Source organism: Bacillus sp. MT94, from assembly GCF_058792475.1.
Genome location: NZ_JBXAEZ010000001.1, coordinates 1,120,302 through 1,142,897 on the forward strand (window position 1 = coordinate 1,120,302; position 22,596 = coordinate 1,142,897).

Sequence of the window (22,596 nt, forward strand, 5' to 3'; positions counted from 1 at the left end):
ATTTTTCACCCTCCTCTTATTTGTAAGAAACGTATACATCTTTTAATAATTCTTCATCGTCTGGGTATGGACTATTTTCACTAAATTCAATGGATCTTTGTACTGCATCATCTACTGCTTTTTCCATATCAACAAGTTCAGATTCTGTTAATAAACCTTCATGAATTAAATGCTTACGGAAATTCACAATTGCATCTTTTTCGTTTAAATGTTCTTCTTTTTCTTCTGATGCTTTATATGTTTGCGCTTCACCTTCGAAATGACCATAATTACGATATGTCATACATTCAATAATTGTTGGACCATCACCATTACGCGCACGTTCAACTGCTTCTGCAGCAGCTTTATATACAGCTAGAAGATCTTTTCCATCTACTTGAACACCTGGAATATTATAAGCTTTTGCGCGATCAGCGATAGAATCACAACTTGAAGCATATTCAAATGTAGTTGCTTCACCGTAACCGTTATTTTCTGCAATAAAAATAACTGGTAACTTCCAAATCGCCGCTAAATTAACCCCTTCATGGAATGTTCCTTCATTATTTGCTCCGTCACCGAAGAAGCAAACACTTACATCTTTTGTTCCTTTATATTTAGCTGTTAATGCTGAACCGCAAGCAAGTGGGAAACCCCCGCCTACAATGCCATTCGCACCAAGCATTCCTTTATCCAAATCGGCAATATGCATGGAACCGCCTTTACCTTTACATAATCCTGTCGCTTTCCCGAAAAGTTCAGCCATCATACCATTTAAATCACAACCTTTTGCGATACAATGTCCATGACCTCTATGTGTACTTGTAATACTGTCACTATCCGTTAAGTGGGCACATACACCAACTGCTACCGCTTCTTCACCTGCGTATAAATGAACGAAACCTGGCAAAACGCCTTGCGCGAACAATTCATGCACCTTATCTTCAAACTTACGAATTTCTAACATTTTTTCGTACATCCAATGAGCTTGTTCTTTCGTAATTTCATTCCCTTTACTTTCAGTTGTTTTTAACATGTCCAGCCCTCCTATTTTCTTGTTCGTCTTTTATATTGCAAGTATTGTGCCAATTTCGAATCCTTGTTTTAATAGGTTTTCTCTATCTTTTAACAATAAAAAAGTGGACAAAATGAGACGTTTGTCTCGTTTTGTCCACCTTTGTTCCCTTAATAAGAGAATTGTTACTTTATTCATTATCAAAGCTCTTCTGTAATTTTCGGATGTAAATAATTTGACCAATATGATATGCATTATGAGTTGTTACATTCGCTAGCACTTCCCACCACTTTGCAGAAACAGGAAATCCCACTACATCACTTTCAACCTTTTCTTCATTTATGAGATTTTGCCATTGTAACAGTTTTTCTAGTAGTTTTTCCCGTAATTCATCAAAAGTTTGATTATCTGAGAGCATAAAACTTTTGTTATTATCTCCTATAGCGGGTACTGCATTCACATTTGATTCTTTATACCTAGTTTGCCACGTAGAGTTCCAATACAGTAAATGTTGTACGATTTCAGCTATACTATTACTCTCTTCATTCGGTTTCCAGAAAGCTTCCCTCTCAGATAAATCCTTAACTGCATCTGAAAATGGCATATACCAACTGGGATCATTTGCATTCGCTAATAGCTGATCTGCTAATACATCTTTTACATGGACCATTTTTCTTCCCTCATTTCATTATCATATTAATATACACTACTCTATATACGCTGATTCCCTATGATCCCCTTTTTTTACATACAAATTGATTTCATACTAAATGTAAGAATAATAGATTTTCTTATCATAACTCGTTATGATAAAAGAAAAAGAAAGCTGGCGGAAAATGAATAAAAAAATCGCAATAATTACAGGAGCCTCAAGTGGATTTGGACTATTAACTACACTCGAACTCGCAAAAAAAGATTATTTAGTTATCGCTACAATGCGAAACCTAGAAAAACAAGGAACCTTACTATCCCAAGTTACTCAACTTAACTTACAGCACAATATAAAAGTTCAACAATTAGATGTAACAGATCAAAATTCTATACATAATTTCCAATTGTTTTTAAAAGAAATTAATAGAATAGATCTCCTTATAAATAACGCAGGATATGCAAATGGGGGCTTTGTAGAAGAAATCCCAGTAGACGAATATCGAAAGCAATTTGAAACGAACCTTTTTGGAGCTATATCAATTACCCAGCTTGTTTTACCATATATGAGAAAACAAAGAAGTGGAAAAATCATTAATATAAGCAGCATTAGCGGCCAAGTTGGATTCCCTGGTTTATCTCCTTATGTATCTTCAAAATATGCATTAGAAGGCTGGAGTGAATCGCTTCGCTTAGAATTAAAACCTTTCGGAATAGATGTCGCTTTAATTGAACCTGGTTCTTACAACACAAATATATGGGAGGTTGGTAAACAACTAGCTGAAAACCAATCTGATACAACATCTCCTTACAAAGAATATATGGATAAAATACAAAAACATATTAATAGCGGTAGTGATACATTTGGTAATCCGATAGATGTTGCTAATAAAATCGTTGAAATTGCTGAAACAAAGCGTACTACTTTACGATATCCTATTGGAAAAGGTGTAAAATTTATGATCTTTACGAAGAAGATTCTTCCTTGGAGATTGTGGGAACACCTTGTTTTGAGAAGCTTTAAGAAGATGTAATAAACTTTTTGAAAACTATTTTGAAAGAGGTGCTAATTAAATGTTAGGTTTACCGTATGGGAAAGTGTTTTTAGTGCCGTGGACTGAAGAATGGGAAATTGAGTTTATGAAAGAGAAACAAATCATTGAGGAACAAATTGGCGAACATATTTTAGCGATACACCATATTGGTAGTACTTCTATTCCATATTTAAGTGCAAAGCCAATTATTGATATAGCAATTAAATTAGAAAATTATACGGACGGTATACATTGTATTAAAAAGTTAGAACTACTAAACTATAAATATAGAAAAGAAGTATTACCCGAAAGATACTATTTTAATAAAGGTGAACCAAGAACTCATCAAATTCATATGTATGAACAAGGGAATACATATTTAATAGAACAATTACAATTTCGTGATTACTTAATAGACAATAAAACTGCACGCATGCAGTATGAACAGTTAAAGATTCAACTTTCACAAGCTAATCCTACTGATAAACATAAGTATGCAGAAGATAAAACTAATTTCATTACATCTATATTAACTAAAATAAATGCTTAAATAAACAAGAAACCATTTAGTAGTAAATGGTTTCTTGCTTATTAGTTATTTCATTATTTGTACTATCAAATTTTTATTATACAGCAGGTGGAAAGAAGTAAAATAGTATCGAAGTCATAAAAACAAACGTGAATACCCCAATTACCGAAAATATATATTCTTTCGATTCTTTATCATACTTCCATTCCATCAATGCTCTTAAGATTAACGTCCCACCTAAATAAGTAAAAATGACATAAGCGATATTAACACTTTCAAATTTAAAGATAAATATAAAGCTAGTTATTAAATAAATAAAAAGTAGTCCTATTTCCAATTTTTTATGTAAACTATTTACATGTTTCTTATATCCCAAAAAACCACCCTTGGGCATATTCAATTTTTTTCTTAAAAACTTATCGAGAAAGTAGACAGCTATACAAAAAACAATAGTTATAATCCCAAAAGTAGAAACTCCCATTTTCACCCCTCCTATTATTTCATTTAATTACTTGAAATAAATTGGACTATATTACGGTTATCCCCTTCTAAATAACTTATGATGCCTTCAGGATATGTCGGCTTCTCCTGTAATTCCTCTAGACTTTTCCAAATTAATATAATATCCTCATGCTCTTTATGCCTTATTTCATTTGTAATGATTTTTTCAACAGTCCCCCAATGTATCAATGTACAATGATGACCATTTTCGTTGCCCCACTCAAAAATATGTTCATTTACAATTGCTAACTCTTGAACATCAACTTTCAAATCGTATTCTTCTATTAACTCTCGAATTATTGCTTCTTTTGACGTTTCACCAAATTCAATAGAGCCACCTGGAAAACGATAAAATGATTCATTCTCATCACATTGTACTAGTACTTTTGAATGTTCGTCGTTTACAATCATTACTTCAGCCCGTAAACGTGGTCTTATCATTTTCTCACCCTTTATTTGTATGACCATTCATCACCAATACGTATTATAGAATACATTCAAAATAAAACCTGTAATTATTAGTAACGGAACAATTCCAAACGAAATAATATATTCTTTTGCTTTCCTATCATATTTCCACTGCATATATCCTTGAAAAATGTACAACGTCATAAAAAAGAAAATTGGTATATAAGTCATGTATATTGGATTCAAAATTGAACCTATCATCATAAGTACTACATAAGAAATAATGATAATCCATTGCCCCCATTTATGTGATTGGCTGACATATTTACTATTCCATCCAGTTTGTCTCGGTATATTTAACTTCTTCCTCACAATTTTTTCTAAAAAGAATAAAATTATAATCCATAACAATAAGACAATTAGTTTCAAAAGAAACAGAAAGGCCTCCTCCTTTACCTTTTCTCCGGCTGATCACTCGGATACGTAGCACTCTCTTTATTTTCAACGTCCCAACTAATTATAGTCGCACTATCGCGTCCGAATTGATGATGAACGTGCTCTAATACATGATGAACACTTTCTTCAAGTTTTTTATTATTTCTATTCATATTATTATACAGATTTACTGGCGTTTCATATCGGCGTTCCCCGCATTCTAATACTCCATCTGTCACCATTACAATTCGGTTCTTTCCAGTACGTAATTCACGAATACCTGATGAATAACAAGGAACAGGTAAATCAAATGTGTTTACATTTCCAATCCATTCGTAAAAATGACGTTGATTTAATGCATATTGTCCTAACTTATGTAACTCTTCATGAAATACATACACTAAACAATCACCAATAGAAAGCCACCATATATAATTTTCTTTTCTTACACATAGTAAGCAAGCTGTTTCACCTTGTATTCTTTTGCACTTTTCCTTAAATGAAGATGACTGAAAAATTGTAAGTATATGATTTTCAACATACTGAAATACTGTATCAATTGGTTCATTCAAAATTACGCTTATATTTTCATATTCTTTTTCGATTGTATTTACTACTAAATCAACACTTTCTGCACTATTATGTCCATCTAATATAGCTGCAAATTCCCATTCACCATTTGACCAAACTAATACACCATCTTCATTCTTTTTCGCTCCAGCACTTATATTCCCGCCATATTTACCAAGTACAATATCACCATATTGCTTAACTGAAATTTCTCCTAAACACATTTCTATATTTCCAACCCATGAATATTGTGTATTATTTGTTGTATGCATACTCATTTACCATATACTTACGTATTCTTTCGCATAGTTTTTTTATTTTCTCTTCATCACCATATGGTGCACCAGTCCATTTCGCTACTTCGGTTGGTGACCAAAATTCTTTTGGTGTATTTGGATAACGTGGAATAATGTGCATATGCATATGTGGTACACCATTTCCTGAAACAAAAGTGTAAATATGCTCTGCACCTTCGCTTTCTTTTAGCGCTTTACTTACTCTACTTGTTATAAGTCCGAACGCTTTCGCTTCTTCATCTGTTAGTTCAGCAAGGCCAGGTACATGTCTTTTTATATCTATCATTACATAACCTAGGTATGTTTCTTCACTATCCCAGTAGACATGTCCAACGTAAACGAGTTCATCTTCGTAAATAGCTCCACCTGGAACTATAATATTTCCTTTATGTTTTTCGCAAATGAAGCAGTTTTGTTCTACTTGATTGTTTGTTGACATATCCATCACCATCCTTTTCATATATAATATCACAAAAAAAGGAAAAATAAGTTTCGTATTCCGAATTTTCATTCTCTTTATACAGCAATTTTTGAAATGAATTTACACCTCATTATTTCTTCAAAAACGCAATCCCAATTATAATCCCAATCACAATTCCGATTACTAAATTATTTGTAAAGTGCCCTTGAAATACACCGATTACAACCCCTATACCGACACCTATTGCCAAAGCATCATTTCTTTTTTTATTTTTAGCCAAAATTGCATCTCCTCCCATCATTTCTCCCTAAACAACATGCATTCACTTAAATGTATTAATATACGCACTATCTCGCTTGAATCTTTTCAAAAAATGCACTTTAACTTCATATATAATATTTTCCATTTTCTGTACATACTCCTTTTATAATGAAAAAATTTCAAGTAACCATTAAATATATATAGGCATTTACTATAAGAAAGATCCGTAATTTATTGAAGGAGGAACGATTCAAATGCATCCTCATTGGAATCCAAATATAAATCAACAGTATGTTTATTCCCCCATCCTGTAAGGAATACATTGCATCATGATTCACAATATATGATGCAGCGCATCGCAAGTCTTGAAAGTCAGTTAGCTAAATTAATCTCATTAATTGAAGAAAATAATCAATTAATTAAATCCATGGAACAACAGCAAAACCAAGTTTGTGCACCAGCTGGAGGTTCTGTTATCGTTCGTATGTAAACTGGATGCAATAAAAAACACACTTTGTAGTATAAAAGTGTGTTTTTTGGTCATTATTTTCTTTTCATATGGAACCCTTGTGTAATTCGGTCTAATATAATTGCGATTACTACGATAGCTAATCCAGCTTCAAATCCCATTCCGATATTAACTTGTGTTACCGAGCGATATACATCAACTCCAAGTCCAGGAGCTCCTACAAGTGACGCTGTTACAACCATTGATAACGAAAGCATAATACTTTGGTTCACACCAGCCATAATCGTTCCGGTTGCAAGTGGTAATTGTACTTTAAATAGTTTTTGTGATGCAGTGGATCCAAATGCATTCGCTGCTTCAATTAAATCTTCTGGAACTTGTCTAATTCCTAAGTCAGTAAAACGAATTGTCGGTGGCATTGCAAAGATTACTGATGCAATAATTCCAGGTACTACACCTACTCCGAAAAATGTGATCGCTGGAATAAGGTATACGAATGCAGGCATTGTTTGCATAAAATCTAATGTTGGTTTTAAAAATTTTGAGAAACGTTCATTTTGAGATGCTAATATACCAATTGGAATTCCGACAATAATTGAAATAATAACTGACGTAAGTACGAGTGCTAATGTTTGCATCGTTTGTGCCCAGTAGTTAATATTCAAAATAAATAATAATCCAATAAGCGTAAAAATGACTAAAGATAGTTTTCTCGTTGTGTACCAAATGAGGAAACATAAGATAATAATCATCAATATGGCAGGAATTATTATTAAAAAATTAGTGAGTAAATCAACGAATCCACCAATAATATAAGAGAATCCTCGGAATAAGCCTTCAAAGTGCTCATATAAACTTACAACAAATGAGTCGACCCATTCCCCTAACGGAATACGCGGTATACTATTCATCGTCTTTCACCTCTTCCTCAATGTTTCCTGCAAGAGCTTGAATGACACTTTCACGTTTAATAATTCCTCTTAGCCTTTTCTTCTCATCGATTACTGGTAACGGATATTTCATCTCCGCCATTTTTGCATACGTCTCTTCCAGTAAAGTATCTAAATACACATGCGGAATATCATTAAGTAATAAATCAGCAATCGGCCACTGTTTTTGTACTGCCTTACTCGCATCATCCGCAGTTAATATACCTAAAAACTCATACTTTTTGTTTACAACATATACAGTTGAAACACCAGCATTCCTCATAATTTGAAGGGCTACACGAGGTCCACGATCAATTAATAAAGTTTCTGGTCGTTTTAAAATAGACTCCGCCGTAATTACTTTTCCTAAATTCACGTCCGCAACAAACTTTTCTACAAATTCATTAGCGGGGCTCATCATAATTTCTTCTGGCGTTCCAATTTGAACGATTTCTCCATCTTTCATTAATGCGATACGATCTCCAATTCGAAGCGCTTCATCTAAATCATGCGTAATAAATATAATCGTTTTTTCCATTTTATCTTGCAACTCTAACAATTCATCTTGCATTTCTTTTCGAATAAGTGGATCTAATGCACTGAATGACTCGTCCATTAGTAATACATCTGGATTATTCGTTAGCGCCCTTGCGATTCCAACGCGCTGCTGCATACCGCCACTAAGTTGACTTGGATAATTATCTTTATGATGATCGAGTCCTACTAACTGTAGCGATTCTAACGCTTTTTTCTCTCGCTCTTCAACCGGAACTCCTTGTATTTCTAACCCATATGCAACATTTTGTATAACTGTACGATGCGGAAATAGAGCGAATTTCTGAAATACCATACTCATTTTCGTTCTTCTTACTCTTCGTAACTCTTCTTTTCCCATCGTTGCGATGTCTTCACCATCTATGTATATATGACCTGCAGTTGGTTTAATCAATTGATTTAACATACGAACTAGCGTAGATTTCCCGCTACCAGACAAACCCATAATAACGAAAATTTCTCCAGAGTATACTTCAAACGTTGCTTTTTTCACCCCAACGTTCATTCCTGTCTCTTTTAAAATTTCCGATTTACTTTTTCCTTCTTTTAATAAGGAAAGGGCTCTTTGCGGATGTTTCCCGAATACTTTTGTTACGTTTTCAACACGCACCTTTGTATTATCCATGTCACTACTCCTTTTCTACCCATCTATTCACATAGTGTTGCGATTTTACAAAGAAATATTACATAAAAATGACATTCATAAGATTTCTTTAAAATTCTCGTTTCCGTTCATAATAAGAATGCTTACTTATACATTTATTTTATAAGGCAAACGTCACTTAGGAGGTTTTCAATGCGAAAGAAAATTTGGTTTATATGCCTTGCATTATTTATTACTATGATTTTCACTTCATGTAATGCAACAAATGCAAATTCGAAAGGGAAAATTAAACTTGGTGTAACAAGTTGGAAAGAAAATATTGCAACTGCAAACATGTGGAAAGTTTTATTAGAAGAAAAAGGCTACAAAGTTGAGCTCATGTATTTAGAAAAAGCCGCAATTTGGACTGGTGTTGCTCGTGGCGATGTTGATGCGAATTTAGAAGTATGGCTACCAGTTACAGATAAACCGCTAAACGATCGTTATAAAGATGATATTGTCTTAAAATCAAAATGGTACGAAGGTACTGGACTAGGTTTAGTCGTCCCTTCTTATATGAAAAATATAAACAGTATCGAAGATTTAAATGCTCATAAAGATGAACTAGATAATAAAATTGTCGGTATCGAACCCGGTAGTAGTCTTATGAATTTAACGAATAAAGCAATGAAAGAATATGATATAAAACTAAAACTTGTCCAATCCTCTGAAGCTGCGATGATGAGTGAACTAAAGAAAGCATATACAAAAAAGAAACCAATCGCTGTTACGCTTTGGAATCCGCATTGGGGGTTTTCAGAATTTGACTTGAAATATTTAAAAGACCCTAAGAAAGTATATGGTGAAAAAGATGACATTTATTACTCCGTTCGTAAAGGTTTCGAAAAAGATCACCCAGATGTTATAAAATACTTTGATAAATGGAAAATGAACGATGAACAGCTCGGTACGTTAATGGTCATGTTAAATAAAACAAAAGATCCTGAAGAAGCTGCGCGAAAATGGATTAAAAAAAATCAAGCATTAGTTGATGAATGGGTAAAGGATTAATAAAAAGGCTAGAGAATTAATATATCCTCTAGCCTTTTTCATCTTATTTTTTCGTAACAACATCATCTACAATCCCATATTCCTTCGCTTCTTCTGCAGTCATAAAATAATCTCTTTCTGTATCATGTGCTACTCTTTCAATCGGTTGGCCTGTTTTTTCTGCAATCATTTTATTAATATCATGCTTTAACTTTAATATTCTTTTCGCAGTTATTTCAATTTCTGTTGCTTGCCCTTGTGCACCACCAAGCGGCTGATGAATCATAATTTCACTGTTAGGGAGCGCAAACCGTTTTCCTTTTGCTCCAGATAATAATAGCAATGCACCAAATGATGCCGCAAAGCCCATGCACAGCGTTTGCACATCTGGTTTAATTAAATTCATCGTATCTAATATTGCAAAACCTGCTGTCGTTGAACCGCCGGGGCTATTGATGTATAAGAATATATCTTTCTCTGCATCTTCTGCTTCTAAAAATAATAATTGAGCTACGACACTACTCGCTACTTGATCATTAATTTCTGAACCGATAATAATAATGCGGTCTTTTAATAACCTTGAATATATATCATAGGAACGTTCTCCTAATTTTGTTTGTTCTACTACATATGGAATTGCATTCATTTTAAATCCCTCCAATACTTGTTATGCTGCGCAAAGCATACAACTGTAGGAAGAAGGTTGTTTCACATTAAATAATAAGACTGGCTGTTTAGATGGTAACTTAGTAAAATCTATTGACGGAAGCAGTTTCGTTAATAATTCCGGTCTCTCTTCTCGAATAGACGTTACTACAACTTCCATATCATCTGTGAATTCGACTATCTCGACCCCTTCTTCACTTACAGTTTTCAGCCTATTTCTACTCCGGAATAAAGAAGCTTTCACTGCACCTTCTGATACAGAACACACTTTAGCAATATCAGCGATACTATATTGAAAAACATCTTTTAATAATAAAATTGCGGATTGCTGTACATTTAATGAAGACAATACTTTCCCTACCATTTCATGCAAATCTGCAATGTTCTCATGTGGTTCTTCAGAAGTGATTTGTTCTCTTATTTTTTCATGAACAGACTTAGACTTCATCTGATCTAACCAACGATTTCTTGCTATTTTATAGACGAGTGTCATACAAATATCTTTATTTCTATATTTTTGAAGTACTTTACACACTGTTTCTTGGGCGAGATCTTCCCCATCCCATTTGTTTTTCGTTAAAAAAGTACAGTATCTTTTTAACTCTCCATATTGTTCAATTAAAAAGTTTATATTTGAATGATTCATATCGATACGGTTCTTTAAAACATGAGTTACTTTTGTGCACAAAATAACCACTCCTTTTCAGCGCTTACTTAATAAACGATTCAACATTAAAAAAAGTTACGGGGATATAAAAAAATAATGTTTATGTTCAATAATTCGCGGTCATAAATATGTTATGTACAATTTTACATGAGGAGGAACAAATTTGCCAAAATTAACAATTGAAGGTGCGGGAACATTTGATGTAAAAGAAGGAACGAAGTTAGTATTAGCAATTGAAGATAGCGGTGTCAACATTCTTCATCGTTGCGGCGGGAATGCACGTTGCACAACTTGTAGAGTAGAAATACTAGCAGGTGATTTCTGTGAAGCGAGTGCGAATGAGAAACATGCAATGACGGAAAAAGGGATTGAAGATCATTTACGATTATCTTGTCAAATGCGTGTACATAAAGATATAGTCGTTCGTCCGGTACTTACGGTTGAAAATTCAGGTCTTGATGCTGGACCGCGTCCGGCGGAGTAAAGCGATGAATTTAAAACAGCTCGCTGGCGAATATGCCGCTAACTTTGTAAATGATGGCATGAAGATTGGGCTTGGTACAGGTTCTACTGTATATTGGACAATACAAAAATTAGGTGAGCGTGTAAAAGAAGGATTATCATTTCAAGCTGTACCGACATCAAAGGAAACTGAAGCATTAGCACATCAACTAAATATCCCCCTAATTTCGTTAAACGACGTACAAAGTCTTGATCTTACAATTGATGGAGCGGATGAAATTGATTCAAATTTACAACTTATAAAAGGCGGTGGCGGTGCATTACTTCGTGAAAAAATCGTTGCCTCTTCCTCTAAAGAACTAATTATCATTGCTGATGAATCGAAACTTGTAACACATTTAGGTACTTTTCCATTACCTATTGAAATCATCCCTTTTTCATGGAAACAAACCGAAAATAAAATTCAGTCTTTAGGGTGTCAAACAACATTACGTTTGAAAAATAATGAAACCTATATAACCGATAACAATAACATGATTATCGATTGTATATTCCCTAATCATATTTCTAATCCTGCCCATTTACACACTCAATTAAAAATGATTACTGGTGTAGTTGAAACAGGGTTGTTTATAAGTATGACGAGTAAAGTAATTATCGGCGCTAAAAATGGGATAAAGGAATTGTAATAAAAGCTAACTTTTTAAAGTTGGCTTTTTAGTGTGTTCTTTTTCTCTTGATAGCGCTTTATTATGATATACTATGAAAACACATCATACTAGAAAGGACTGAACATTTTGCAATCCAAACTTATAACAGAACTTACTGATTTAGAAACTGCCTTTCATATTCGAAAAGAAGTATTTGTAAAAGAACAAGGTGTCCCTCTTGCAGATGAATTCGATACATTCGATGAAATCGGAGAGCAATGTAAACATATTTTAGTTTATTATAATGAGCTTCCTGTAGGTACAGGGCGTATACGATTTGTTGATGGCGTCGGAAAATTAGAACGTATTTGCATTTTAAAAGATTATCGTACATACGGATTAGGTAAAGTCATCATTCAAACGTTAGAAGAAATTGCTCGTAACGAACAAGCTACAAAAGTGAAACTACACGGGCAAACACAAGCTGAAGGATTTTATAAAAAATTAGGTTATGAAACTTCTTCTGATATATTTATGGAAGATGGCATTCCGCATATACTTATGACGAAAATGTTATCATAATAAAAAGGGTAGTGTATGAATCTTATGTATTCATACACTACCCTTTATTATTAATAGAAAAGTGAATTCTCAAGATTCTCTTTTGAAATCAAAGCCCATCATCTCTTAGTTCATATCTAGGTAAAGCTTACACTGTTTTCCATAATGATAATGCATAAATCCAGTTCGGATCACCATTTCCTTGATAACTCTGGACTGCTTCATATACTTTTCCTTCGTGTAGAACTCTATCTCCCTTTTTATATGCTTTTTTTGCATCCCACGCTTCATGTGAAGCGCTTTCAGTTTTTGTAGTAATTGTGAATATATCACTCTGTACGGATTCATTTCCAGCTACATCAACAGCTTTCACTACATATTTATAAGTAGTATTAGCGAGCAGATTTTTATCCATATAAGAAGTTGTATTGGATGTTGCAATCTTTTTCATTGACCCTTCTGTTTCTCTATAAATATCATAATGGTCTACACCAATATTATCGTCAGATGGACTCCACATTAAATCCACACTTGACGCTGTCGTTCCCATACTATGTAATCCTTTTGGTTGTGTTGGTGCTTCTGTATCAGGAGTCTCAACTGTCGTTTTTACTGTAAGCGCTGTACTTTCTTTCGATACATTGCCAGCTGCGTCAATTGCTTTTACAGTATAAGAGTATTCTGTACTTGGTTGTAACTTCTTATCAATAAAATGAGTCCCTGGTACTGTATCAATCATCTCTCCGTTACGGAAGATTTGATATCCTTTTACCCCTACATTATCCGTAGAAGCGTTCCATGTTAGTTCTACACTATTCGCTGTTACTTTTTGCGTCTGAAGTCCATTTGGAATACTTGGCGCTTCTATGTCTGGTTTCACATCATTAATAAGATTAACATCAATTACATTATAGAATGCATTTGCTGTATCAGCTACATCCCATACTGCTAAAATCACATGATATCCACTACGATCAGTAGGTACATTGATTTTATGAGTTAAATTATTTGAAGCTGCAGAACCATCATGTTGTACAGTTCCAATTGGTTCGAAATCTGCTCTTGTTAGCGCTTTATTTGGATTCCATCCTTTTTTAGTAATATAGTAATGCCACTTACTCGTTAAGTGAGGCGCAGTATACTTCCAAGTAAATGTATTTTCCCCACCAGTGATTGTATTTTTAAACCAACGATTTGCTGTTTGTTGATCTAAAATACCACCAAATTTTCCGCCTGCTGAAGCAATTTGTCCATCTACTGGACCACCTTGTGGGAAACCTTTTGGAGCTTCTAAACTTTGTGGTTCATACATAACACTTCCACAGTTTACATTTAGCGCACCATAAGTTGAACTACATAAAGCGGATCGGCTACCGGGCTTTTCAACAAAACCGTGCGCATAAGCATTTTGAGGAATAAGTGTCGTACTAATAATTCCAGCTGTTAATGCTACAGCTCCTAAACTTTTTTTGTTCATTTTCATATTTTGTAGTTGTTTTAAAAATCGATTATTCATGTTCATGTCTCCTTCTTGTTATACTTTGTAGTGGAATGTGGGCTTTGATGTAAAAGAATAACAAGAGACAAACTTGTACCGATGTATGTGTTAATTATGCATACACCGCAGTGAAATTATATTTTTCTTGTGAAACATTTCACTTTATGAATATATCATGACATAGAAATTACCTAAGTATGTGCAGAAGTTGTGCAGAAACAGTGAAATTATTACTAACATGTAAAACTAAGTCCTAACATTTTAAAATAAAATTTGAATATATTTATCTATCATCTTTACTTCATAATTGACAATACATTTAACTGGTTAACTTTTATTCTTATACTTATATCTCTCAGTGCCTTAGTTTTAACCATACTAGATATTAAAAATAAGAATTATAAAGTTAAATAAAAAGCATCCTATTTAGATGCTTTTCTAATGTATAATTTCATTTTTTTCACTGACCTACAAATATAAAAATTTCATCAACAGCCTCCTTATATCCACCTGATTTTTGGAAAGATTCCTTCAAATTCAAAGCAACTTCTTTAAATGAACGATTATTTAATACTATTTCTACACTTTCACTTAGTTGATCCACAGTTAATCCTTGCATTTGTAATTTTACTCCTGCTCCAAGACTCTCCACTTGCTTTGCGACTACTGGCTGATCTGCACTTTGCGGTATTACAACGAGCGGAACCCCGTTATACAGTCCTTCATGCGCACTGTTCATCCCGCCGTGTGTAATAAATAGTTTCGTATAAGTAAGCAGTTCGGTTTGAGGCACATAGTTTTTCACAATGAAGTTTTTAGGGATTTCGCCTAGATCACTTATTTTTGTTTTATTACCAATAGACATAACAATTGTATGCTCACTATTCTCAAAGGCCTTCATACACAGTTTATAAAAGTCAATCGCTTCATTAAAAACAGTACCTAATGAAATATAAATCGGACTTTTTTCTTCAATTGAAGTAAAATCAACGTCTCTGTTTTTCATTTGTGCAGAGATAGATGGTCCTACAAATTTATATGTTTCATCAAACGTATCACCAAAAGGTTGGAACTCCTTAATTGTATACACAATAGTAAGGGATGCAGGATTACAGAAAACTTCATACGATGATTTTATTTCAACACCATATTTTTCAGCAATTCCCTTCGTTAAGTTTTGAAAATCATTCTGTATTTTATCATGAATTTCTACTGGGATATTTTTTGACAGATGACCTAACATTTGCTCAAAAGATTTTTCATCCTGCGCAAAAGATGTACATGAATTTATGGATGGCAATTTAAGAATTTGAGCAATTAAGTGCCCACAGCCAAACATAGAATCATGAATTATGTAATCAAAATGTTCACCTTCAATTTGTTCTAGAACACTAGGTATAACAACATCTGCTGTATGTAGAAGACCGTTTATTCTTTCCTGTAAATAATTTCTGCCTCCAGATAGAAACGCTTTTATAAATTTTTGATCGTCAATCGTTCGTACAGTAGCACCTGTCTTCTCAATTCGTTCCCTAAAAGCTTCTATTGAAAAATAAACGACCTCTTCACCGCGAGAAATCAACTCTTCTACAACTGGCAAAGTTGGATTTATATGTCCTTCTGATCCAGCGTTAATAAATAAAACACGCGCCATTATAAACACTCCTTACGTTAAATCATTCCTATGTTGGCAAGAGTATAGATCCCCTTCGTATCATATTCCTGCTAAATTGACCTAGCAAGTCTAAAACCGAGATCTTCTATATGAAATGTAGGATGGCTTCGGCGACGACAAGTAGCGCCGCAACCTCTCGCTGCTTCAGCCCAACTACCTCCACGAAAAATGCGGTATGTTCCGTATACTTTTTCATCATACAAATCATAGCACCATTCCCAAACGTTCCCTAACATATCATAGAGTCCCCATGCATTCGGTTCCTTTTGGCCAACGTCATGAATATGTCCATTTGAATTTTCATTATACCACGCTATATCATGAAGTTTCCCGTATGTATATCCGGTTGTACCTGCTTTACATGCATATTGCCACTCCGCCTCAGATGGCAATCGGTAGCCATTTGAATCTAACTTACATCTAACAATTTGACCACCATCACTAATAGAATAATATTCTTTTAATCCCGCTTTTTTTGAAAGTACATTACAAAACGCAATGGCATCGTTCCATGAAATATTTACAACTGGTTTATGATTATTTTCAAAATTATTTAATGTACTATTTGTAATAGCATCATATAGTTCCGTTGTTACAGCATACTTTGCAAGAAGAAATGGTTGAATTTGTACTAGCCATTCTTTTTTTATTCGATCATCTCTTAATACTACCTCTCCAGCTGGAATATTGACCATTAATGAATCGATTAGTTGAATTAAATCGTTAGTCATTTTCTATTCCTCCAAACGTTCATTTTATATGAACTTATAGTCATATACTCATTACAAAATACAATTTTCAAAAAGCGTTAAATTTTTCATAATAAAAAACGATTAGTTTTATTAAACTAATCGGTAAGATCTACAAAGAATTGTTTTGTTACATTCTATTATTATATGTGCTCTAAAAATTTCCGAACCTCATTTGGAGATTTTAAAACAATAACCTTTTTCTCTTCGGGCAATTGCTCTAACCCTTTTAAAATTGTAGGTCGTTTAGCATTAGGATATTCCCATATCCATTTAAAAAAATTGCAAATCAAATCTTTCTTCACATCCCGCGCCCATATCTGGTCTTGTTTTATTCCGGTATTTTACAATTCTTTTAAACGCACGATAAATACAAATTGTTCTATGAATATCAAGGAAGATAATTGTATCAGCTGCATTCAGTCTGATATCCATCGTCCCGCCATAATTCCCATCAATAATCCACTTCTCATCTTTAATTAAGTTATTTTGAACTGCTATTTGTTCTTCTCTCGGAACACCTTCCCAATTCGGTTTCCAAAATAATGCATCAAGATGATGCACCTTAATATTTAATTTATTTCCTAACTGCCTTGCTAATGTAGATTTTCCTGAACCACCAGAACCAATTAATATTATTTTTTTCATAAAGGGCTCCTTTTTAAAATCGATTATTTCCTCCGTAACATAAACTCACAAAGTATTCCCACTCCAACACCAATTGTATAAGCCACTACATCACTCCACAAAAAACCGTATCCCAACACGAGTCCCCCCAAAGTCGTTGCACGAATGCTATCTATCCATTCCGCATGATACAATTGGCTCGCTTCAATCCCGTAGCAAAACATTAAACTAATAAAAGCCAACTTCTTCGTCTCTGTTTTAGGAAACAAAAATCCAAAGCCAGTGAAAATCATTAATGCCCATAATGCATCACCTAAATAATCATTTAATAGATGTGGTAGTGCAAAAGCAAACTTTCTTGAGCTAAGACCTAAAATAATAACAACTATAGTAAATAGTGCATATACTACTCTATTTCGTTTCGTATTCATTTTAAAGTCTCCTAATATGTAATGTAAAACTGTAAATATCTAGTAAAACAAAGTTATTTTACTAGCTATTTATTGATTGCTTTTATGACAAGAAAATGTGGATTCATATTTAAATAATGATATGATTTTTCGCTTACTTCTTTCATTTTTTCAATTGCCTTCGGTTCCACTATCTCTTCTAATACAAAATAATTTGTAGTTTCATTTAGTATGTCTTGTAATGATCTTCTAAAAAACTTGACTTCAATAGTAATATTCGGTTTAACCCAAGTATCTATTAATAACTGTTTTTCAAAATAATTTTCACATGGAAACTTTGTGAAATCCATAAAAGGATGATGAATAGAATAAATAAGTTCTCCACCTGGCTTCAATACACGACGAAATTCTTGAAATACTTGATTCCAATTTTCTATATAATGAAGAGTTAATGAACTTACAATCACATCATACATATTATCTTCAAATGGCAATGTTTCTTGCAGATCATGACAAAGGAACGTCGCTTCTTCTCCTATATTTTCTTTTGCTGCTTTTACCATTTCAGGACTTACATCAATTGCTGTAACATTTGCTCCTCTTCCTATGAATTGAGAAGTATACCATCCAGCTGCACATCCAGCATCTAATATCTTTTTTCCTTCTAGTTCCTTTGGAATAAGCTCCATCATCGCCGGTCTTTCATAATAACTGTTATATGGATTTGCGAAATCTAGATTTTCTTTATATGTACTCGCTAATTTATCATACGTATCTTTAATCGAATCTTTCATTACACACACTCCTAATACATATTAATCCATTAACTCCTGCTGCTTTTTCTTTGAAAATGATTGTAGTACTAAATCATACGACCAATCAATCATTTTATTAATTTGCTCCTGCTCTATATCCTTATGAATATAAACGGTATTCCAATGTTTTTTATTCATATGATACCCTGGAATAATTGTTTCTGGATAATCTTCTCTTATTCTTAATGCGACTTCTGGATCACACTTCAATGTAATCGCAGCTTTTTCGCCTTCTTCATGATTTACTATCGCAAATATTTTATTATTAAGCCTCATACATGTTGCACTCCAGCCATCTGGAGAATCTTCTGTCGCTTTTCTTTTCGATAAACAGTACGCTCTTGTTGCATTCATTTTAATTGGCACCTCTTATTCTTTCCCTTTTTGATTACGATGCATCACAATTTGCTTCGTTGCTTGAAATTGCTGCTCACCATAAAACTTTATTAGCTTCTCTCCGCAAAATAGACTAACAATATCAATATGAGATATTTCTCGAAGTAATATTGTAAGCATTTTCTCTCCAATACCTTTATTCCTTACATTCTCATGTACGACAACATCTTCAATGTATGCTCGAAAAACACCATCAGAAACGACTCTAGCAAATCCAACTAATTCATTTTCTTCCCATACTCCAATGGCTATGCTATTCTTTAATATTTTTTCAATATCGACTTCTTTTCTTTCTGGCCACCAACCGACAGAATCATAAAGTTTTTTTATTTTTTCTGCACAGATTGGTTGTTCTTGTTGCAATTTATACGTGTACATATTCTTTCTCCTATCAAACAGTATACATAATATTATTATAATCTCTTTTCAAAAAAGTGCTGACTATGACCTTTCGGGTGATCTTCAACAATACCATACTCCCTGTAACCGTGCTTTTTATAAAATTCTGGTGCTTGAAAACTAAACGAATCTAGCAATATTAATCTACACCCTTTTTCCTTCGCAATCCCTTCAATTTCATGTAAAAGTTGGCTGCCATAACCGTCATGACGAACTGATTCATCAACCCATAAAAAGTCGATATGAAGGTGATAAAAATACATCGTACCTGTTACGCCACCAAAAATTTTTCCTTCTTCATTTTTTACTACGAGGCGTACTTCTTCCATCGTCTGTCTTGCCTCATCTGTTAAGATGGACATATTATATTGAATAACTTTATTTTTAATATATTCTCCTTCAGTGCGTGTACCGTTCTTTATATGTTTCATTTATATTGCTTCCTTTCAGCTTAGTAATCTACATTTTATTTTTTCTCTTTAAAAATACTAATACATACGAATCCACCATATGTAACAAAGCATGAAAAGCCAATTATCCCTGGTACAGAGACATATCCTACCCTTATGTAACTTATAACCGCAAAACAAACAATAGACAATAAAATAGATGGCCAAAATATAAGAACTGTTTTTCTTCTTCCTCGTTTCGATGTACTTTCTTTCTCTCCAGAAACACGTGTGCCAAAAAGCAATACAATACAAATAAGGATCGCTGTAAAGTAAATTGTATCTAATGACAAATCGTGATCATATAGTGCGATTCCAACTTCAAGAGCAATAATCGTTAAAATTAAAATAATGATTGTTGAAGTCTTTAAGTTTCTTTTCAACCGCTCACTCCTAGCATGTTTTCACTATATTCTTTGTATATGTACTTTAAAACTACTGCAAAAGCTTCATCTACCTCTTTATTTTCACGGCGATTCGGTAAATCTTTTCCCCTCATCACATAAAGAAGCGGAAATTCGTTAAACATTCCTATTATACCAATAAATTCAATATCGAATATAAAAAAACTTTTCGGCAGCTCATATCAGCTATTTAAATAAGAAAAAGGTAGCATGAATTTTTTCTTGCTACCGAAAAATATTTATTCTTCTATAGGATTTTCAGGACCGTTAAGTTCCAGCTGATAAAAAGCTAAATCTAGCCATTTATTAAACTTATAACCAGCTTTTTTTATTGTCCCTGCATGAACAAATCCATAGTTTTGATGCAAGGCAATACTTTTTTCATTCTCTGCATCAATTCCAGCAATTAAGGTCATATACTCTCTTTCCTTCGCAATTTTGATTAATTCTTTCATTAATGAAGACCCAATGCCATTTTTTCTATATGCCTTATCTACATACACAGAATGTTCAACTGAATATTTATAAGCAGGCCACGCTCTAAATGGGCCGAATGTCGCAAACCCTACTACTTTATTATCTAATTCATATACGAAAATGGGATACCCTTCAGCCTTTTTTTGTTCATACCAATCTATTCTATTTTCAAGGGTTACAGGTTTATACGCATATACAGCTGTTGTATAAAGTATCGCATCGTTATAAATATCTAAAATGTATGCTAAATCTCTTTTCGTTGCTTCCCTTATCATTATTTTCTTCCTTTCATCATGTTCATCTTATTTCACTATCTTTTTAATAGTTTTATTTTATCGAAATTTCCGATTTTTATCTACATACGAATACTAGCTTTTCGGAAACCATCAAATATATTTATTGCAGCAGATAACATATAAAAGAAAATTCCTCCCCCAATGAGCCACGTTTTAAACTCCTCTGGGGAAATAGTAAATGCATTTGCCAAATACGTAATAAATCCTGCGTTAAATAAATGTGGATTTACTACAATTACAATGAATACTATCGTCCCAGCTACTTGAAGAATAGCATTCCCAATCGCCAATCTTTGAGTCCATTGTCCCTGCACCAATTTATAAAGGGATATACATATTTCAAAAACAATCATAATTACAACGATTGGCCAGTACTGCAATAAAACATCTTGATTAAAAGTTGGCGAAACAAACTTCAGTCCATTTGCCGTACCGTTATATACGCCAACAAGATGATTCGCATAAAAGTAAAGTGTAGCCCAAACTGCTGTCCACATTAAACCTGCAAAAACTTCAAACTTCGAGATTGCTTTTTTCTTTGGGATATACGAGATGTTTTTCAAATCATCTGGTGTCCATTTTTTTAAACTTGTCGTCAACGGCTCGATACCTTTGTCTTTATCTGTTCTTTCTAAAATAACAAACACAAGTGTCAACCAGAAAAATACATGGAGGCCCACTTCAAAAATTTCCCCAATGCCTTTACCTATCAATTGTAAAATAACATTTAATACCGCTTGATCACCACTATAGCCTATAAAATTTTCTGCAACCATTGATATGAGTGCAATGACAGCTGCGATTGGTATAATCATTTTTAACAACGTTGTATATACATCAAAATAACGTGGTCCAATTAAATGCATCGGTCTATCCAAATAACCATTAGCCAATGAAACCGGACTCCCCAATTTTTCGAGAACGCTCTTTACATCTTCCTCATTATAATCTTCAGGTAACATATCATCTATAGTTGACCTTAGTTCAAGTGTAATATCTTCACGATTTTTTTCAGGTAATCTCTTCGCAACCTCTTGGATATAGAGATCAATTAAATTCATTCCCTTCCTCCTCCTTTAATAAGTTATAAAGTTCTTTCGAATCTTTTATCCATTCTTTTTTCAACTGCAAAAATATTTCTAATCCATAATCACTTAAAACATAATACTTACGAGGTCTACTCTCCGTTTTATCCCAACTACTCGTCACTAATTCCTGCTTTTCTAATCGGCGAAGTAGTGGATATAAAGTACTTTGATCAATTGTAACCCCTGATTGCTCCAATAACTGGACAAGTGAATATCCGTACTGTGGCGTTCTTAATTGGCTTAAAACAGCTAACGTTAATGTCCCTCTTCTTAACTCAGTAATTAACGAGTTTAATAAAGTATCCATTCACTCACCTCATTTCCATTACTATATGTCATACAGTATGTGTTTTATACTATGTATCGTACAGTATTAGTGTGACAAAAACTGTGCTTTTTTTACCAAAAACAGATAATGAAAAGCGCAAATTATATGATTTGTGCTTTTTTAGCTAAGTTATATATATATCTATAACACTCTAAAAGGTAGCAACCTTAACTACTAATTTTGAAATTCCAGTAATGCTATATTAAGTTACAAGTATCGTACACATATGATGTGACCATAACATATCACTATAGGAAGCTAATAAAACGGAAAATTACCATGGTTGAATGATTCCT

Annotated in this window: 30 protein-coding genes and 3 pseudogenes; 7 read left to right on the forward strand and 26 right to left on the reverse strand. The window is 33.5% G+C overall.

Annotation, left to right across the window (positions count from 1 at the left end; translation table 11 throughout):
* Nucleotides 1-16: 16 nt before the first annotated feature.
* The gene (acoA, locus tag AC1Q51_RS05440) at nt 17-1,015 is read right to left on the reverse strand and encodes an acetoin:2,6-dichlorophenolindophenol oxidoreductase subunit alpha (protein WP_097923872.1); all 999 of its coding nucleotides are present in this window, start codon (nt 1,013-1,015) and stop codon (nt 17-19) included.
* A 169-nt stretch (nt 1,016-1,184) separates the two neighbouring features.
* On the reverse strand, nt 1,185-1,664 hold the full coding sequence (locus tag AC1Q51_RS05445; protein WP_000233794.1) for a DinB family protein: 480 nt from the start codon (nt 1,662-1,664) through the stop codon (nt 1,185-1,187).
* Between the two features lie 166 nt (nt 1,665-1,830).
* Here AC1Q51_RS05445 and AC1Q51_RS05450 point away from each other — a divergent pair, with 166 nt between their 5' ends.
* Complete coding sequence (locus AC1Q51_RS05450; protein ID WP_001034793.1) at nt 1,831-2,676, forward strand: oxidoreductase; 846 nt, start codon at nt 1,831-1,833, stop codon at nt 2,674-2,676.
* A gap of 40 nt (nt 2,677-2,716) precedes the next feature.
* On the forward strand, nt 2,717-3,226 hold the full coding sequence (locus tag AC1Q51_RS05455) for a GrpB family protein (protein ID WP_492331422.1): 510 nt from the start codon (nt 2,717-2,719) through the stop codon (nt 3,224-3,226).
* Between the two features lie 76 nt (nt 3,227-3,302).
* On the opposite strand, the gene AC1Q51_RS05460 is transcribed toward AC1Q51_RS05455, so the two are convergent.
* The 6 genes from AC1Q51_RS05460 to AC1Q51_RS05485 all read right to left on the reverse strand — a co-directional run bounded on the left by AC1Q51_RS05460 (nt 3,303) and on the right by AC1Q51_RS05485 (nt 6,134).
* Entirely contained in the window at nt 3,303-3,686 is a 384-nt protein-coding gene (locus AC1Q51_RS05460) for a DUF4181 domain-containing protein (protein WP_492331423.1), read from the reverse strand.
* A gap of 23 nt (nt 3,687-3,709) precedes the next feature.
* Nucleotides 3,710-4,147 carry an NUDIX domain-containing protein gene (locus AC1Q51_RS05465; protein ID WP_000620919.1) on the reverse strand — a complete coding sequence of 146 codons (438 nt, stop codon included), beginning with the start codon at nt 4,145-4,147 and terminating at the stop codon, nt 3,710-3,712.
* Nucleotides 4,148-4,177: 30 nt separating this feature from the next.
* A complete protein-coding gene (locus AC1Q51_RS05470) occupies nt 4,178-4,543 on the reverse strand; it encodes a DUF4181 domain-containing protein (RefSeq protein WP_000767735.1) in 366 nt (121 codons plus the stop codon).
* 23 nt (nt 4,544-4,566) lie between these two features.
* The gene (locus AC1Q51_RS05475) at nt 4,567-5,391 is read right to left on the reverse strand and encodes a PP2C family serine/threonine-protein phosphatase (protein WP_492331424.1); all 825 of its coding nucleotides are present in this window, start codon (nt 5,389-5,391) and stop codon (nt 4,567-4,569) included.
* The gene (locus AC1Q51_RS05480; protein ID WP_025118383.1) at nt 5,375-5,875 is read right to left on the reverse strand and encodes an HIT family protein; all 501 of its coding nucleotides are present in this window, start codon (nt 5,873-5,875) and stop codon (nt 5,375-5,377) included. Before AC1Q51_RS05480 ends, AC1Q51_RS05475 begins: the two co-directional genes overlap by 17 nt.
* A gap of 91 nt (nt 5,876-5,966) precedes the next feature.
* On the reverse strand, nt 5,967-6,134 hold the full coding sequence (locus tag AC1Q51_RS05485; protein ID WP_000508401.1) for a glycine zipper domain-containing protein: 168 nt from the start codon (nt 6,132-6,134) through the stop codon (nt 5,967-5,969).
* Nucleotides 6,135-6,351: 217 nt separating this feature from the next.
* Here AC1Q51_RS05485 and AC1Q51_RS05490 point away from each other — a divergent pair.
* Nucleotides 6,352-6,587: pseudogene (locus AC1Q51_RS05490) on the forward strand (hypothetical protein).
* A 53-nt stretch (nt 6,588-6,640) separates the two neighbouring features.
* On the opposite strand, the gene AC1Q51_RS05495 reads toward AC1Q51_RS05490, so the two are convergent.
* Nucleotides 6,641-7,477 (reverse strand): ABC transporter permease, encoded by an 837-nt coding sequence (locus tag AC1Q51_RS05495; protein WP_016512689.1) that lies wholly within the window; start codon nt 7,475-7,477, stop codon nt 6,641-6,643.
* Nucleotides 7,470-8,675, reverse strand: coding sequence for a quaternary amine ABC transporter ATP-binding protein (locus AC1Q51_RS05500; protein ID WP_000370606.1), 1,206 nt, complete (start codon nt 8,673-8,675; stop codon nt 7,470-7,472). The genes AC1Q51_RS05495 and AC1Q51_RS05500 overlap by 8 nt, the downstream gene beginning before the upstream one ends.
* A 171-nt stretch (nt 8,676-8,846) precedes the next feature.
* Here AC1Q51_RS05500 and AC1Q51_RS05505 point away from each other — a divergent pair, with 171 nt between their 5' ends.
* Nucleotides 8,847-9,704 carry a glycine betaine ABC transporter substrate-binding protein gene (locus tag AC1Q51_RS05505; protein ID WP_001227615.1) on the forward strand — a complete coding sequence of 286 codons (858 nt, stop codon included), beginning with the start codon at nt 8,847-8,849 and terminating at the stop codon, nt 9,702-9,704.
* Nucleotides 9,705-9,747: 43 nt separating this feature from the next.
* Here the strand turns inward: AC1Q51_RS05505 and clpP are convergent, their stop codons facing one another.
* Nucleotides 9,748-10,329, reverse strand: a complete 582-nt coding sequence (gene clpP, locus AC1Q51_RS05510; RefSeq protein ID WP_000991612.1) for an ATP-dependent Clp endopeptidase proteolytic subunit ClpP — start codon at nt 10,327-10,329, stop codon at nt 9,748-9,750.
* 21 nt (nt 10,330-10,350) lie between these two features.
* A complete protein-coding gene (locus AC1Q51_RS05515; RefSeq protein ID WP_016512688.1) occupies nt 10,351-11,037 on the reverse strand; it encodes an RNA polymerase subunit sigma-70 in 687 nt (228 codons plus the stop codon).
* A gap of 142 nt (nt 11,038-11,179) precedes the next feature.
* Here AC1Q51_RS05515 and AC1Q51_RS05520 point away from each other — a divergent pair, with 142 nt between their 5' ends.
* The 3 genes from AC1Q51_RS05520 (at nt 11,180) to AC1Q51_RS05530 (ending at nt 12,710) form a co-directional block, all read left to right on the forward strand.
* Nucleotides 11,180-11,500 carry a 2Fe-2S iron-sulfur cluster-binding protein gene (locus tag AC1Q51_RS05520; RefSeq protein ID WP_001125388.1) on the forward strand — a complete coding sequence of 107 codons (321 nt, stop codon included), beginning with the start codon at nt 11,180-11,182 and terminating at the stop codon, nt 11,498-11,500.
* 4 nt (nt 11,501-11,504) lie between these two features.
* Nucleotides 11,505-12,167, forward strand: a complete 663-nt coding sequence (gene rpiA, locus AC1Q51_RS05525; protein WP_001049982.1) for a ribose 5-phosphate isomerase A — start codon at nt 11,505-11,507, stop codon at nt 12,165-12,167.
* A gap of 108 nt (nt 12,168-12,275) precedes the next feature.
* Complete coding sequence (locus AC1Q51_RS05530; protein WP_043935622.1) at nt 12,276-12,710, forward strand: GNAT family N-acetyltransferase; 435 nt, start codon at nt 12,276-12,278, stop codon at nt 12,708-12,710.
* A gap of 127 nt (nt 12,711-12,837) precedes the next feature.
* Here AC1Q51_RS05530 and AC1Q51_RS05535 read toward each other — a convergent pair whose 3' ends face one another.
* From AC1Q51_RS05535 to AC1Q51_RS05600, 14 genes and pseudogenes are all read right to left on the reverse strand, one after another.
* Nucleotides 12,838-14,205, reverse strand: a complete 1,368-nt coding sequence (locus AC1Q51_RS05535; protein WP_001065161.1) for a lytic polysaccharide monooxygenase — start codon at nt 14,203-14,205, stop codon at nt 12,838-12,840.
* 442 nt (nt 14,206-14,647) lie between these two features.
* A complete protein-coding gene (locus AC1Q51_RS05540) occupies nt 14,648-15,841 on the reverse strand; it encodes a macrolide family glycosyltransferase (RefSeq protein ID WP_098272633.1) in 1,194 nt (397 codons plus the stop codon).
* 71 nt (nt 15,842-15,912) lie between these two features.
* The gene (locus AC1Q51_RS05545) at nt 15,913-16,593 is read right to left on the reverse strand and encodes a formylglycine-generating enzyme family protein (RefSeq protein ID WP_063547515.1); all 681 of its coding nucleotides are present in this window, start codon (nt 16,591-16,593) and stop codon (nt 15,913-15,915) included.
* A gap of 161 nt (nt 16,594-16,754) precedes the next feature.
* A pseudogene (locus AC1Q51_RS05550) lies at nt 16,755-17,259 on the reverse strand (DNA topology modulation protein).
* A 23-nt stretch (nt 17,260-17,282) separates the two neighbouring features.
* Nucleotides 17,283-17,669, reverse strand: coding sequence for a ribosomal maturation YjgA family protein (locus AC1Q51_RS05555; RefSeq protein WP_001093460.1), 387 nt, complete (start codon nt 17,667-17,669; stop codon nt 17,283-17,285).
* Between the two features lie 65 nt (nt 17,670-17,734).
* Nucleotides 17,735-18,442 carry a class I SAM-dependent methyltransferase gene (locus tag AC1Q51_RS05560; RefSeq protein ID WP_492331425.1) on the reverse strand — a complete coding sequence of 236 codons (708 nt, stop codon included), beginning with the start codon at nt 18,440-18,442 and terminating at the stop codon, nt 17,735-17,737.
* Nucleotides 18,443-18,463: 21 nt separating this feature from the next.
* Entirely contained in the window at nt 18,464-18,817 is a 354-nt protein-coding gene (locus AC1Q51_RS05565) for an MmcQ/YjbR family DNA-binding protein (protein ID WP_000994620.1), read from the reverse strand.
* Nucleotides 18,818-18,832: 15 nt separating this feature from the next.
* Nucleotides 18,833-19,237 carry a GNAT family N-acetyltransferase gene (locus tag AC1Q51_RS05570; RefSeq protein ID WP_492331426.1) on the reverse strand — a complete coding sequence of 135 codons (405 nt, stop codon included), beginning with the start codon at nt 19,235-19,237 and terminating at the stop codon, nt 18,833-18,835.
* Nucleotides 19,238-19,272: 35 nt separating this feature from the next.
* Nucleotides 19,273-19,689, reverse strand: a complete 417-nt coding sequence (locus AC1Q51_RS05575) for a GNAT family N-acetyltransferase (protein ID WP_000680536.1) — start codon at nt 19,687-19,689, stop codon at nt 19,273-19,275.
* 35 nt (nt 19,690-19,724) lie between these two features.
* A complete protein-coding gene (locus AC1Q51_RS05580; protein WP_492331427.1) occupies nt 19,725-20,090 on the reverse strand; it encodes a hypothetical protein in 366 nt (121 codons plus the stop codon).
* Nucleotides 20,087-20,251: pseudogene (locus AC1Q51_RS05585) on the reverse strand (serine hydrolase); the annotation flags it as partial. The gene AC1Q51_RS05580 and the pseudogene AC1Q51_RS05585, both read right to left, overlap by 4 nt.
* Before the next feature lie 99 nt (nt 20,252-20,350).
* On the reverse strand, nt 20,351-20,863 hold the full coding sequence (locus AC1Q51_RS05590; protein ID WP_000617523.1) for a GNAT family N-acetyltransferase: 513 nt from the start codon (nt 20,861-20,863) through the stop codon (nt 20,351-20,353).
* Nucleotides 20,864-20,943: 80 nt separating this feature from the next.
* Entirely contained in the window at nt 20,944-21,945 is a 1,002-nt protein-coding gene (locus AC1Q51_RS05595) for an HAAS signaling domain-containing protein (RefSeq protein ID WP_001048872.1), read from the reverse strand.
* On the reverse strand, nt 21,932-22,279 hold the full coding sequence (locus AC1Q51_RS05600) for a PadR family transcriptional regulator (protein WP_000380302.1): 348 nt from the start codon (nt 22,277-22,279) through the stop codon (nt 21,932-21,934). Before AC1Q51_RS05600 ends, AC1Q51_RS05595 begins: the two co-directional genes overlap by 14 nt.
* Between the last annotated feature and the right edge of the window lie 317 nt (nt 22,280-22,596).